This window comes from Stenotrophomonas sp. YJH_SMC_106-19, assembly GCF_059368375.1.
Window position 1 is genome coordinate 508,503 of sequence record NZ_JCAFRQ010000001.1, and the last position, 13,354, is coordinate 521,856.

At 67.7% G+C, this 13,354-nt stretch carries 13 protein-coding genes; 7 read left to right on the top strand and 6 right to left on the bottom strand.

Annotated features, from left to right (window positions below):
* Both AC5P5M_RS02330 and AC5P5M_RS02335 read right to left on the bottom strand, forming a co-directional pair.
* The gene (locus AC5P5M_RS02330; RefSeq protein WP_495205526.1) at positions 1-1,245 is read right to left on the bottom strand and encodes a DUF418 domain-containing protein; all 1,245 of its coding nucleotides are present in this window, start codon (positions 1,243-1,245) and stop codon (positions 1-3) included.
* 99 nt (positions 1,246-1,344) lie between these two features.
* Positions 1,345-1,827 carry an FKBP-type peptidyl-prolyl cis-trans isomerase gene (locus AC5P5M_RS02335; protein WP_495205527.1) on the bottom strand — a complete coding sequence of 161 codons (483 nt, stop codon included), beginning with the start codon at positions 1,825-1,827 and terminating at the stop codon, positions 1,345-1,347.
* A 111-nt stretch (positions 1,828-1,938) separates the two neighbouring features.
* Between AC5P5M_RS02335 and AC5P5M_RS02340 the strand changes: the two genes are divergently transcribed.
* Both AC5P5M_RS02340 and AC5P5M_RS02345 read left to right on the top strand, forming a co-directional pair.
* The gene (locus AC5P5M_RS02340) at positions 1,939-2,478 is read left to right on the top strand and encodes a C40 family peptidase (RefSeq protein ID WP_053516860.1); all 540 of its coding nucleotides are present in this window, start codon (positions 1,939-1,941) and stop codon (positions 2,476-2,478) included.
* 131 nt (positions 2,479-2,609) lie between these two features.
* Complete coding sequence (locus AC5P5M_RS02345; protein ID WP_495205528.1) at positions 2,610-3,383, top strand: C40 family peptidase; 774 nt, start codon at positions 2,610-2,612, stop codon at positions 3,381-3,383.
* Between the two features lie 182 nt (positions 3,384-3,565).
* Here AC5P5M_RS02345 and AC5P5M_RS02350 read toward each other — a convergent pair whose 3' ends face one another.
* Positions 3,566-4,900 (bottom strand): dicarboxylate/amino acid:cation symporter, encoded by a 1,335-nt coding sequence (locus AC5P5M_RS02350; protein WP_065181834.1) that lies wholly within the window; start codon positions 4,898-4,900, stop codon positions 3,566-3,568.
* A gap of 155 nt (positions 4,901-5,055) precedes the next feature.
* Here AC5P5M_RS02350 and AC5P5M_RS02355 point away from each other — a divergent pair, with 155 nt between their 5' ends.
* The 4 genes from AC5P5M_RS02355 to AC5P5M_RS02370 all read left to right on the top strand — a co-directional run bounded on the left by AC5P5M_RS02355 (position 5,056) and on the right by AC5P5M_RS02370 (position 9,315).
* Positions 5,056-6,762 carry an alkaline phosphatase gene (locus AC5P5M_RS02355; protein ID WP_346479883.1) on the top strand — a complete coding sequence of 569 codons (1,707 nt, stop codon included), beginning with the start codon at positions 5,056-5,058 and terminating at the stop codon, positions 6,760-6,762.
* 101 nt (positions 6,763-6,863) lie between these two features.
* Positions 6,864-8,150, top strand: coding sequence for a tRNA lysidine(34) synthetase TilS (gene tilS / locus AC5P5M_RS02360; protein ID WP_053516798.1), 1,287 nt, complete (start codon positions 6,864-6,866; stop codon positions 8,148-8,150).
* A 36-nt stretch (positions 8,151-8,186) separates the two neighbouring features.
* Positions 8,187-8,447: an exodeoxyribonuclease VII small subunit gene (locus AC5P5M_RS02365; RefSeq protein ID WP_065174877.1), complete on the top strand. Its 261-nt coding sequence runs from the start codon at positions 8,187-8,189 to the stop codon at positions 8,445-8,447.
* A complete protein-coding gene (locus AC5P5M_RS02370) occupies positions 8,437-9,315 on the top strand; it encodes a polyprenyl synthetase family protein (RefSeq protein WP_053516794.1) in 879 nt (292 codons plus the stop codon). Before AC5P5M_RS02365 ends, AC5P5M_RS02370 begins: the two co-directional genes overlap by 11 nt.
* A 62-nt stretch (positions 9,316-9,377) precedes the next feature.
* Here the strand turns inward: AC5P5M_RS02370 and AC5P5M_RS02375 are convergent, their stop codons facing one another.
* Complete coding sequence (locus tag AC5P5M_RS02375; RefSeq protein WP_053516791.1) at positions 9,378-9,752, bottom strand: DUF4870 domain-containing protein; 375 nt, start codon at positions 9,750-9,752, stop codon at positions 9,378-9,380.
* An 87-nt stretch (positions 9,753-9,839) separates the two neighbouring features.
* Complete coding sequence (pmbA, locus tag AC5P5M_RS02380) at positions 9,840-11,207, bottom strand: metalloprotease PmbA (protein WP_197572033.1); 1,368 nt, start codon at positions 11,205-11,207, stop codon at positions 9,840-9,842.
* A 67-nt stretch (positions 11,208-11,274) separates the two neighbouring features.
* On the opposite strand from pmbA, the gene yjgA reads away from it, so the two are divergent.
* A complete protein-coding gene (yjgA, locus tag AC5P5M_RS02385) occupies positions 11,275-11,865 on the top strand; it encodes a ribosome biogenesis factor YjgA (RefSeq protein ID WP_065181832.1) in 591 nt (196 codons plus the stop codon).
* Positions 11,866-11,906: 41 nt separating this feature from the next.
* Here the strand turns inward: yjgA and tldD are convergent, their stop codons facing one another.
* A complete protein-coding gene (gene tldD / locus AC5P5M_RS02390) occupies positions 11,907-13,352 on the bottom strand; it encodes a metalloprotease TldD (RefSeq protein WP_053516784.1) in 1,446 nt (481 codons plus the stop codon).
* Between the last annotated feature and the right edge of the window lie 2 nt (positions 13,353-13,354).

Here is a 13,354-nt window from a genome sequence, read left to right on the forward strand (position 1 = left end):
TCAGCCCCTTCCAGCCTCGCGGCGCATCGGCGGCCACTGGCGATAGGTCATCGCCCGCCACAGCCACTCCATCGGTCCGAAGCGGAAGCGGCGCAGCCAGGCATGGGAAAGCGCGACCTGCGCGGCGAACAGCAGCACAGCGAAGAGCAGCTGCACGCTGCGCGGCATCACGTCGAAATAGCCCAGGCCATGGTGGTAGAACACCCAGGTGCACAACAGCGACTGCCCCAGGTAGTGGGTCAGCGCCATCCGGCCGACCGGCGCCAGCCAGCCCAGCCGCGCGCGCCACTGCACGATCCAGGCGAGGTAGCCCAGGCACATCGGCAGCGCGCCGATCATCACCAGCGCCATCGCCGAGGTCACACCAAGGTCGTAGGCACCGGGTGCCAGGTAGGGTTTCCAGGCCACACCCAGCACGGTGACCAGCAGGCCCAGCGGCAAGGCGGCCCAGCGCAGCGCCGCGAACAGGCGCGGATGGCGTTCCGGCGCGGCCAGCGCGCCACTGCCGGCCAGTCCACTGCCGATCAGGAACATGCCCAGTACCGCCGGGCCGGTGATCAGCAGCGCCCCCATCGACGAACCAAACTCATGCAGGCGCTGGATGCAGGCCTGGATCCAGTTGCCGTGTCCGTAGACCATGCGCTCCCGGGCGATGCTCTGCTGCGCGTCGACCAGCATCTGCTGCGCGTCCTGCGGCGTCGCCAGTGAAACCATGGCACCGAGCAGCATCATCATCGCCGCGCCACCGAGGTAGACGATGACGCCCATCCACGGCAGCCAGCTGCGCGGTGCCTCGCGGCACGCCAGCAGGGGCAGCGACGCCAGCGCGTAGAGCACCAGGATGTCGCCGGACCAGACAAGCAGCGCGTGGCACAGGCCGATCAGCATGAGCCCGGCGCTGCGGCGCAGATAGAACGGAGTGAACTCGCGGCCGGCGGTCTCGGCGCGCTGTGCCATCACTGCGAATCCGGCGCCGAACAGCAGCGAGAACAGGGTGAAGAACTTGCCCTGCACGAACACATAGACGAAGGCGTCGGCCCAGTAATCGATCCCCTGCCAACGCACGTCGATACCGGTGAATGCCAGGTCCAGCGGTCCGCTGAAGGCCTCCATGTTCATCAGCAGGATGCCCAGCAACGCGGCCCCGCGCAGTATATCCAGCACGGCGATGCGGTCGCCGGAGGCGACCGGCTGCAGGGAAGACGAAGCGCTGTTCACAGGACATCCGGCGGGCAGGTTCTTCATTATGCAGCCCGCCTGCGCGCCGTGGACGAGCGCGCGGTGTTCCAGACATGCAACGGCCCGCCGAAGCGGGCCGTTGCTGCCGTCACGATCGCAGGGCGATCAGTGCGTGTGACCGCCGTCGCCGTGAACGTGGCCGTGCTCGATCTCTTCCTTGCCGGCTTCGCGGACGTCGACGATTTCCACGTCGAAGTGCAGGTCCTTGCCGGCCATCGGATGGTTGAGATCGACGTCGACCACGCTCATGCCGACCTTCTGCACGGTCACCGCACGCGGGCCGAAGTTGGTCTGCAGCACGACCTGCTGGCCCGGCGCCAGCTTGGTATTGCCGAAGTGCTTCTTCGGCACGCGCTGGGACAGGCCTTCGCGGCGCTCGCCATAGGCGTCGGCCGCCGTGACGTCGACACTGAAGGTGGCGCCGGCTTCCTTGTCCATCATGGCGTTTTCCAGGCCCGGGATGATGTTGCCGTGACCGATCAGGATCGCCAGCGGCTCGCCGCGGTCCTTGGACGATTCGATCGGCTCCTGGCCGACTTCGGAAACGGTGTAGTGGAAGCGGACAACGCGGTCTTTTTCGATCTTCATGCGCGACTCTGTCTGGTTCTGCCGGAGGCAGACGGGTTGGGGCGGGTTGTCGCCCGGCGGGGACGCCGCCATCATGACGGCCAATCCAAGGTGGCGCATTATCCGGAGAACATGCACATCACGCCAGTTTCGTCCGGCCCGCGCCGGCTGTCCGTGCCCGCCCTGCTGCTGGTCCTGCCCCTGCTGCTGACCGCCTGCGGCGGCGGCAAGGCCACCCGGACGGCGGCGCCCCCGCCGTCGGCGCACTGGCCGGCGACCACCCCGGACAATCCCGAGGCCGCCAATTCAGTACTGATGCGTGCCATCAGCCTGGTCGGCACGCCCTACCGTTACGGCGGCAACACCCCCGAATCGGGCTTCGACTGCAGCGGCCTGGTCGCCTATGTCTACCGCGAGATGCTGGATCTGAAGCTGCCGCGCACCTCGCGCGACCTGGCCGCCGTACAGGGCCCGAGGATCGATCCGAAGCGTCTGGCCACGGGTGACCTGGTGTTCTTCGGCAGCCGCGGCAACGTCACCCATGTCGGCATCTATGTCGGCGAGGGGCGCTTCGTGCACGCCCCCAGCACCGGCGGCACGGTGCGCCTGGACTCGCTCAGCGGGCCCTACTGGAAGGACCACTACACAGGGGCCAAACGCGTCCTTCGCTAAAATGAACAGGCGACATGTTCAAAATTGAGAATTACGTCACAGTGGAAATAACGGTTTTATAACGGAATTTTTAACTTATCAGTGCTTTTACAGGGCATGATGCCCCATCGTTTTTTTTCTGTGACCGACGCGTGACGACTGACGACCTGACGTGCAAAGGCCAGACCGCCGCTTCCCCGTGTAGTGTCCGCCCTGTTCTTCTCGGCTTGGCACTGTGCCTGACCAGCCTCCCCGCCTGGTCGCAGACCGTTCCCTCACGCGCCGACGCTGCTCCGGTCCCGGCGACCGACAATGGCGTACGTGTGACGGGCAAGACCGACACCGCGGCCCCCCAGCGCAGCCGCACCGATGCAGCCGCCAGTGCCACGCTGGCCGCCCTGCTGCCGCACCTGGCCGCCAACGACACCATTCCGCTGATGGACCGCTCGGCCATGGTCGCCGGCGATCTGAGCCGCCTGCTCGCCAACTACGACACCAGCAGCGCTGCCAATGGCAGCGTTGTCGGCAGCGCCGCCGACAATGGCAAGGTGCAGTCGCTGCTGCGGCGGGCGATGACCCTGCTCGGCACCCCCTATCGCTGGGGTGGCAGCAATCCGGACAGCGGCTTCGACTGCAGCGGCCTGGTCGGCTACGTCTTCCGTTCGGCGCTGGGCATCGAACTGCCGCGCGTCTCCCGCGAGATGGCACACGACAACAACGCCGAGCTGATCAACGACCGTGCCGCCCTGGCCGCGGGTGACCTGGTGTTCTTCGGTCGCAAGGGCCGGGTCGACCACGTCGGCATCTATGTGGGTGACGGCCGCTTCCTGCATGCCCCGAGCGCAGGCAAGGATGTCCGGGTGGACACCCTGCTCAGCGGCTACTGGGGCAACAAGTTCATGCAGGCGCGCCGCGTCGAGCTCTGACGCCGCCTTTCCAGGCACCGCCTGATAGCTGAAAGCCGCTGCCCTGCAGCGGCCTTTTCGTTGCCCGCGGAATGCCTGGGATGCGTCTTCCCTTCCCTGGCCCGGCGGGCACGCCCCCAACGAAAAGGCCCGCCAGTCCGGCGGGCCTTCATCTCTCGCATGACAGGCCGCTGCGCGGCGTCTCAGCTGCGTGGCGGCGTAGGGTCCGGGTCATCCACGCCCACGTTGCTGGAGGGATTGTCGTACACCGACTGGTCGAGCAGGCCGGTCTCCTTGGCCACCAGCACCGGCACCAGCATCTGACCGGTCACGTTGGTCATGGTGCGCATCATGTCCAGGATACGGTCGATGGCATACAGGTAACCGATGGTCTCCAGCGGCAGATTGGCGGCACTGAGCACCACGGTGGCCATGATCACGGCCGTACCCGGCACACCGGCAGTACCGAAGCTGCCCAGCACCGAGGCGATCAGCACCACCACGTACTGCTCCGGCGTCAAAGGCACGCCGCTGTACTGGGCGATGAAGACCGCGCACAACGCGGGGTAGATCGCGCCGCAGCCGTCCATCTTGATGCTCGCACCCAGTGGCACCGCGAATGCACCGTAGTCCTTGTTGACGCCCAGGTTGTGGGTGATCGAACGCAGCGCCACCGGCATCGCGGCGAAGCTGGAGGAGCTGACGAAGGCGACCTGCATGCCTGGCGCCGCGCCGCGGAAGAACTTCAGCGGGTTCAGGCCGTGCGCCAGCAGCAGCGCGCTGTAGACGACCACGATGTGCAACGCACAGGCCACGTACAGGGCCAGCACGAAATGCCCCAGCGGCAGCAGCTTTTCGAAACCGTAACTGCCCACCAGGCCGGCAATCAGGCCGAAGGTACCGATCGGGGTGACTTCCAGCACGAAGCGGGTCACCTGGATCATGATGTCGCTCATCTGGCCGACCAGCTTCCGCGCCTCGGTCACCTTCTCGCCCAGCTTGACGATGGCAAAGCCCACCAGGCCGGCGAAGAAGATCACCGGCAGGATCGAGCCCCTGCCAGCGGCCAGCACGGTCTCGCCGGCAGCATTGACGCGGGTGCCGATGCCGGACAGTGCATAGAAAACGTTGGCCGGCACCACATCCAGCAGCACCTGTACCACGCTGGGAACCTCGCGCGGTACATAGTTGCTGGCCATGGACAGCTGCAGGCCACCAGCACCGGGCTGCAGCACGGTGCCCACGCCCAGGCCCACGCACACCGCCAACGCCGCGGTAATCACGAACCACAGGAAGGTGCGGCCACTGAGCGCTGCAACCGACTTCTGGCCATGCAGTGACGAGATCGCGTTGATGACCGCGAAGAACACCAGCGGCACCGCGATCATCTTGATCAGGGTGACATACAGCTCACCGAGCGGACCGAACCACGTTTCCGCAGCGGGGCCGAGCGCCCAGCCGGCCAGCGCACCAAGCACGAAGCCGCCGACCACGCGCTGCCAGAATGGAATCCGCAGCCAGGCAGAGACCAGCGTCATAGGCAATCCAGAGGGGGAAGGAAGGGATGCTGGCACGATAGCCCAAGGCGGCCCGCAGAACGACCGTCCGCCCGGCAAATCAGTGTGTCATCGGCGTGCCTTGCGAGGGCGGGCATAATGAACGTCCCGTTACAGTTTGTGAGATCCCAGCGTCCATGCGCCGTTCCGTCTCCCTGTTGGCCACGTGTGCCACCACCCTGCTGCTCGGCGCCTGCGCCAGCACCCCCCCCGCTTCCGCGCCGGCAGGCCTGAAGGTCGCCGTCGAGCCGGTTGCACACCCGGCCGGCGAGACGCCGCAATGGTGGTACCGCAGCGGCGCCGCCCAGGCCGCCGCCAATGGCGCGATGGCCGGCAAGGCCCGGAATGTCATCCTGTTCCTCGGCGACGGCATGAGCCTGACCACCGTGGCCGCTGCGCGCATCTACGAAGGCCAGAAGAAGGGCGGATCGGGTGAAGAGAACCTGCTGTCCTGGGAACGCTTCCCCGCCACCGCGTTCAGCAAGACCTACAACACCGACTCGCAGACCCCTGATTCGGCGGGCACCATGACCGCCATCACCACCGGCGTGAAGACCCACATGGGCGCGATCGGTGTCAGCGCAGGCGCCCGCACCGATTGTGCCGACAGCCTGTCCAAGGGCCTGCTCACCTGGCTGCAGCTGGCCGACAGCGCCGGCCTGGCGACCGGCATCGTGTCCACCGCGCGCCTGACCCACGCCACCCCGGCGGCCACCTACGCGCACTCGCCGGAGCGCAACTGGGAGAATGACACCGATCTGACCGAAGCGGCCAAGGCCGCCGGCTGCAAGGACATCGCCCAGCAGCTGCTGTCCACGTCGCGCTATGGCCGCGGCCCGCTGGTCGCGCTCGGCGGTGGTCGCGGTGAATTCACCACCGTGGAAGAGCGCGATCCGGAATACGACGACAAGGTCGGCCAGCGCCTGGATGGCCGCAGCCTGGTACAGGAATGGCAGCAGGCGCATCCGCAGGGTGCCTACGTGTGGAACAGCAGGCAGCTGGCCGCCGCCGCAAATGCGCCGGCCATCCTCGGCCTGTTCGAGCCGGACCACATGCGCTACGAGTACGAGCGCCCACAGGATCCGGCCGGTGAGCCGAGCCTGGCCGAGCTGACCGCTGCTGCGATCACCAATCTGTCGCGCCATCAGGAAGGTTACGTGCTGATGATCGAAGGCGCTCGCATCGACCATGCCAACCACAGCGGCAATGCCTATCGCGCACTGACCGAAACCGTGGCGATGTCCGATGCGGTGCGGGTGGCGTCGGAAATGACGTCGGCCGACGACACGCTGATCATCGTCACCGCCGACCACTCGCACACCCTGAACTTCGTCGGCTACCCCGCACGCGGCAACCCGATCCTGGGCAAGGTGAAGGACAAGGGCGGTGAGGACGGCGCCGGCAAGCTGGACTACGCGCTGGACGGCAACGGCCAGCCTTACACCACCTTGAGCTACGCCAATGGACCGGGCCACACCGGCAGCACCAACCAGCAGCCGGCGGGCAGCAAGCGCTACCCGCACAACCCGAGCAGCTTCGAGCCGGCCAAGGGGCGTCCGGACCTGCATGATGTCGACACCGAGCATCCGGACTACATGCAGGAAGCGCTGGTGCCGATGAAGTCCGAATCGCATGGTGGCGAGGACGTCGGCATCTGGGCGCGCGGTCCCGGCAGCAAGGCGATCCGCGGCACGCTGGAGCAGAACACGATCTATCACATGATCGTGCAGGCAACGCCGGCGCTGCGCGATCGCCTGTGCCAGGCGGGCACCTGCGATGACAAGGGCGTGCCGGTGCAGCTGCCGGCGCCCAAGGCCTTCGAACGCAGCGCCGACGGAAAGTAACGGCACGGCGGACGCAGTGTGCAGCCGGGCCATGCCCGGCTGCATCCCGCCCGTGAGTCGAAGGCGCGGCGCGACCCCGCCGATCACCCTACACTTCACCCGTGACTGCCTTCCCCGCCCTGGTTTCCCTCGATGCACCGCTGCTGGTCGGCTACAGCGGCGGCCTGGATTCGACCGTCCTGCTGCACTGGCTACGGCGCTGCACGCAGGCGGCCGGCGTGGGACTGCGCGCTGTACACGTACATCACGGGCTGCAGCCCGACGCCGATGCCTGGGTCCAGCATTGCCAGCAGCAGTGCGCGGCCCTGGGAATCGAACTGGTCGTACACCGCGTGCAGGTCGAGACCGGCACCGGTCTGGGCCTGGAGGGTGCAGCCCGGCAGGCGCGTCGCGCTGCTTTCGTCGCCTCTCTGCGCGACGGAGAGACGCTGGCCCTGGCCCAGCATCAGGACGATCAGGCTGAAACTTTCCTGCTGCGCGCGTTGCGCGGTTCCGGTGTTGATGGCCTGGCGGCAATGAGCGGGGACAGCATGCTCGCCGGCCACCGGCTGTGGCGGCCGCTGCTGCAGGTCCCGCGCGACGCTCTGCATGACTATGCGCGGGCCCACGATCTGCACTGGATCGAAGACCCCAGCAACGACGACGCGTATGCCGACCGCAATTTCCTGCGCCTGCAGGTGCTGCCGCTGCTGCGCCAGCGCTGGCCGCACGCCGCAGCGGCCCTGGCCGGCAGTGCCGATCATTGCGCGCGCACCCGTGGCCTTCTGCAGGAAGAGGACACCGAGCTGCTCGCGCACCTGGAAGCAGCCCCGCGCGTGCTGTCCTTGCAGCTGCTGCGGCAGGTCTCGCCGGAACGCGCCGCACGCGTCCTGCGCACCTGGGTGGCCAGCCATGGCGCGGCACCGCTGCCGGGGCGCGTGCTGCAGCAGATGCTCGAGGAAATGCTGCCCTCCGCTTGCGACCGGCAGGCGCAGGTGCGCTGGCAGGATCACGTCATCCAGCAATGGCGCGAGCATGCCTATCTGCTGCCGGCCGAGCTGCCTGCCCTGCCCCTGGACTGGCAGGAGGAGTGGGACGGCCGGGTGCCTCTGGCCTTGCCAGATGGCGGCCAGCTGCGCCTGCTGGGCGCCGCGATGTTCCAGCAGCCGATGCAGGTGCGTGCACGGCGTGGCGGCGAGCGCATCGTGCTGCCGGGACGCAGCCACGCACATGCCTTGAAGGACTGCCTGCAGCGTGAACATCTGGCCCCCTGGCGGCGCGCGCAGCTGCCGCTGCTGTTTGCTGACGGCAACCTGCTGGCCGCCGCCGATGTGGTGATCGCCGCACCGCTGCAGGCCTGGCTGCACGCTCACGACGCCCAGCTGCGGTGGCAGCCGGGTGGCTGGTGAATTGACCCCTGCGCGCGTGCCGTCCACACTTGCCGCATGGCCAAGAAGTCCCCCGAAAACGCCTCCCCTGTTGCCCAGTTCGAGCAGTCGCTCGAATCGCTGGAGCAGCTGGTGGAGCAGATGGAAACCGGCGAGCTGAGCCTGGAAGCGTCGCTCAGTGCTTACGAACGTGGCGTGGGCCTGTACCGCCAGTGCCAGCAGGCGCTGGAGCAGGCCGAACTGCGCGTCCGGCTGCTCAGCGATCCGGCACAGCCCGATACGGCAGAACCCTTCGATCCGCCCAGCCATGACGGCTGAGGCGGCGTTCGCGCGCTGGCGCGACCGGATCGAAAGCCTGCTCGATGCCGCCCTGCCCTCGCCGGCCGATGCACCGCAGCGGCTGCACCAGGCCATGCGCCATTCCGTCCTCGGCGGTGGCAAGCGCATGCGTCCGCTGCTGGTCTATGCCACTGGCCAGTTGTTCGGCGCTCAACCGGAAAGGCTCGACGCGGCCGCGATGGCGGTGGAACTGATCCATGCCTATTCGCTGGTGCACGACGACCTGCCGGCAATGGACGACGATGCCCTGCGCCGTGGCAAACCCACCACCCACATCGCCTTCGACGAAGCCACCGCGATCCTGGCCGGCGACGCCCTGCAGACCCGCGCCTTCAGCCTGCTGGCCGAGGCACCACTGCCGGCAACACTGCGCGTGGACTGCCTGCAGGCGCTGGCACACGCCTCCGGTGCCGCCGGCATGTGCGGCGGCCAGGCGCTGGATATCGATGCCACCGGACAGCAGCAGTCGCTGGCCGCGCTGACCCGGATGCATGCGCTCAAGACCGGCGCACTGATCCGTGCCGCGGTACGTATGGGCGCATTGTGCGGCGATGCGCCGGAGCCGCAGCGGGTGCAGCTGGACGCATTCGCCGATGCACTCGGCCTGGCGTTCCAGGTCCGCGATGACATCCTCGATGTCGAAGCCAGCTCCGAGCAGCTGGGCAAGACGGCAGGCAAGGACCAGGCGCAGGACAAGAGTACCTTCCCCGCCCTGCTCGGCATGGAGGGAGCGAAGGCGCAGCTGCGCGAGCTGGCGGCCCGCATGCAGGCTGCTCTGGCGGGCTACCACGAAGAGGCCGATGCGCTGCGCGCGCTGGCCAGGCTTGCGGTGGAGCGCGATCACTGACGTGGTGCGCAACGAAAACGCCCGGCAATGCCGGGCGTTTTCATGTCCGCATGCAGCCGGTCTTACTTGATCAGGCGCAATGCGAACGGGTAGCGATAGGCTTCGCCGTTGTTGGCCTTGACCGCGGCAATGATGCAGAACACCAAGCTGACCAGTCCGACGATCGGCATCAGGATCGCGCCGATGACCACGATGGTCAGGATGATGCAGACCACCATCGCGATGGCCACGGTGATCTGGAAGTTCAGCGCTTCCTTGGCCTGGTCGGTGACGAAGGACTTGCCGGCGTCGTCCTTGTTGATCAGCCAGATGATCAGCGCGCCGATGAAACCGGTGAAGATGCCCAGCAGGTGCGCGGCCAGGGCCATGGTGCGCTGGTCTGCCGGGACATCGGCGGTGACTGGCGGCGGCGGCGGGACGTTATCGAATTCACTCACGACAAAACTCCTTTTCATTGGGTGGTCTTGACCCACCGGCATCAGGCCGGTTGCGTCAGGCGGCCATAGCTTACGCCATCGACGCCATCAATCATTACCGGCGATGGTCATCCGCCCCACCAGGATCGAACCGGTCCGGATGTGCGAGCGCGGATCGACATCGCTGCCCACCGCTTCGATCGCCATGAACATCTCGCGCAGGTTGCCGGCAATGGTGATGCCGTCCACCGGGTACTGGATCTCCCCGTTCTCGACACGGAAGCCACCGGCCCCCCGCGAGTAGTCACCGGTCACACCATTGACCCCCTGCCCCATCAGCTCGGTCACCAGCAGGCCGCTGCCCATCTGCCGGGCGATGTCTTCCAGCGGCCCGGCGTTGGCCGCCAGCTGCAGGTTGTGCACGCCGCCGGCATTGGCCGTGGTCTGCAGGCCCAGCTTGCGGGCCGAGTAACTGCCCAGTACGTAGCGCTGCAGCACGCCATCGCGGACCAGTGCCGACGCGCGGGTCGCCACGCCATCGCCGTCGAAGGCGGCCGAGCGCAGGCCGCGGCGCAGGTGCGGCAGCTCGTCGATCTGCATCCAGTCAGGGAACAGTCGCTGCCCGGCGCTGTCCAGCAGGAAGCTGGCCTGGCGGTAAAGCGCGCCACCGGACACGGCCGACAGCAGATGGCCCACCAGACTGCGCGCCACTTCCGGGGCGAACAGCACCGGCATGCTGCCCGTAGCCAGCGAGCGCGGTTGCAGGCGGGCGACGGTACGCGCGGCGGCCTGGCGGCCGACCTGGGCCGGATCTTCCAGGTCCTGCCTGGCCAGCGCACTGGTGTACCAGCCGTCGCGCTGCATGCCATCGCCCTGGCCGGCAATCAGCGCACAACCGATCGAATGGTGGGTGCCGCGCTCACGGCCAATGAAACCGTGCGAATTGGCGTACACCGACAGGCTCTGCGAGGTGGACACCGCCGCGCCATCGGAGTTGCGGATCTGCGCGTCGGCCTCGCGCCCGGCGGCCTCGCAGGCCAGCGCCAGGTCCACCGCTTCGTCGGCCTGCAGGACCCACGGATGCCAGCCGTCCAGCTCGGGAAAATCCTTGGCCATCAGGGCGGCATCGGCCAGTCCGGCAGCCGGGTCATCTTCGGTGTGGCGGGCGATCGCGCAGGCCTGCTCCACGGTGGCCGACAGGCTGGCCTCGTTCAGGTCGCCGGTGCTGGCGCTGCCCTTGCGCTGGCCGAAGTACACAGTCACGGCGATGCCGCGGTCGCGGGTGGACTGCACGGTTTCCACTTCGCCCAGGCGCACATTGACCTCCAGGCCGCGGTCCTCGCTGCAGCTGACCTCGGCCTGGCTGGCCCCCAGCGCACGGGCACGCTCGAGCAGCTGCTGGGAAAGGTCGGCCAGCCGTTCCAGGCGGGCCGGGCTGTCGTCGCCGACAACCACTTCAGGGGCGATCACGTTCAATGCTTTATCCTGTACAGGTTGGGCCCGGCATCACGCCGGGCGACTTTTTTGAAAGCAGGTGTGGACGATGCGCGGACGCGACGAAGAAACCGGTGAATTCCTTGACAAGAGCCGCAAGCAGAAGCGCGGCGAAGCCCTGGAAGTCCTGGCCCTGGGTGAGAAGCTGGTGTCGCTGACCCCGGCCCAGCTGGCCCGCCTGCCGATTCCGGAGGATCTGCTGCCGCACATCGCCGAGTGCAAGCGCATCACGGCCCACATCGCCCACAAGCGGCAGCTGGCGTTCCTGGCCAAGCACATGCGCCGCGAGGAAGACGAAACCCTGGAGGCGATCCGCGATGCGCTGGACGCCAACAGCGAAACCTCGCGCCGCGAAGTGGCGATGATGCACCGCGTGGAAGACTGGCGCGAGCGCCTGCTGGACGACGGCGACAAGGCGCTGGCCGCGCTGCTGGACGAGTATCCGCAGGCGGATCGCCAGCAGCTGCGCACGCTGGTGCGCAACGCCCAGGCCGAGAAGGCGAAGAACAAGCCGCCGCGCGCCTACCGCGAGATCTACCAGGTGCTGCGCGGGCTGATGCTGCCGGCCGCGCTTGGCCTGAAGGTCGCCACCGACGACGACACCGGCGCCGATCTGGACGACGCGACCGACGAGGACTGAGTCCCCGCCGGCCGGGGCGCTGGCCGGGGCCGTTGCCATGTTCAGGCCTGGGTGCCGCCGACGGTCAGGCCCTCGATCAGCAGCGAGGGCTGGCCGACACCCACCGGCACGCTCTGCCCGTCCTTGCCGCAGATGCCCACGCCCTCGTCCAGGGCCAGGTCGTTGCCGACCATGCGCACCTTCTGCATGGTTTCCGGGCCGTTGCCGATCAGGGTCGCGCCCTTCACCGGCGTGGTGATGCGGCCATCCTCGATCAGATAGGCCTCGGTGGCCGAGAACACATACTTGCCACTGGTGATGTCGACCTGGCCACCGCCGAAGTTGACCGCGTACAGCCCCTTCTTCACCGAGCGGATCATCTCCTGCGGATCGTGCTGGCCGGCGCGCATGTAGGTATTGGTCATCCGCGGCATGGTCAGGTGCGCGAACGACTCGCGGCGCGCGTTGCCGGTCGGTGCCATGCCCATCAACCGTGCATTGAGGCTGTCCTGCATGTAGCCGACCAGGATGCCGTCCTCGATCAAGGTCGTGCACTGGGTCGGATGGCCTTCATCATCAACGTTCAGCGAGCCGCGACGACCGTCCAGGGTGCCGTCATCGACGATCGTCACCCCCGGGGCCGCCACGCGCTCGCCGATGCGACCGGCGTAGACGCTGGTGCCCTTGCGGTTGAAGTCGCCCTCCAGCCCATGGCCGACCGCTTCATGCAGCAGCACGCCAGGCCAGCCCGGGCCGAGCACCACCGGCATCACACCGGCCGGCGCCGGCACCGCGTCCAGGTTCACCAGCGCCTGGCGCAGCGCCTCGCGGGCGAACGCTTCCGGCCGGCCATCGGCGAACAGTTCTTCGTAGCCATAACGGCCACCACCGCCGGCATAGCCGGACTCGCGGCGACCGTTCTGCTCGACGATCACCTGCACGTTCAAGCGCACCAGGGGGCGGACGTCGGCACCCAGAACGCCGTCGCTGCGCGCGATGAGCACGGTGTCAACGCCACCGGACAGGCTGACCATCACCTGCTTCACCCGCGGATCGGCGGCACGCAGATAGCCATCCAGGCGCTTGAGCACTTCAACCTTGGCCTCGTTGCCGAGCCCATCGATCGGATCCAGCGCCGGATACAGCGCGCGTGCATTGCGGCGCAGCAGCGAGCGGCCCGCCTGGGCACCGCCCTCGCGCGAAATCGCGCGTGCCGACTGCGCCGCCGCCAGCAGCGCATCGGCATGGATGTCATCGGAATAGGCGAAGCCGGTTTTCTCGCCGGCAATGGCACGCACGCCGACCCCCTGCTCGATGGAATGGGCACCGTCCTTGACGATGCCGTCTTCCACGCTCCAGCTCTCACGCCGGGCGTGCTGGAAATAGAGGTCGCCGAAATCGACACCGGGGCCGAGCAGCTGGCCGAAGGTGCGCTCCAGTCCAGCGGTATCCAGGCCGCCGGGGCGCAGCAGGCGGTCTTGGGCAAGGGTCAGGGCGATATCAGTCATGG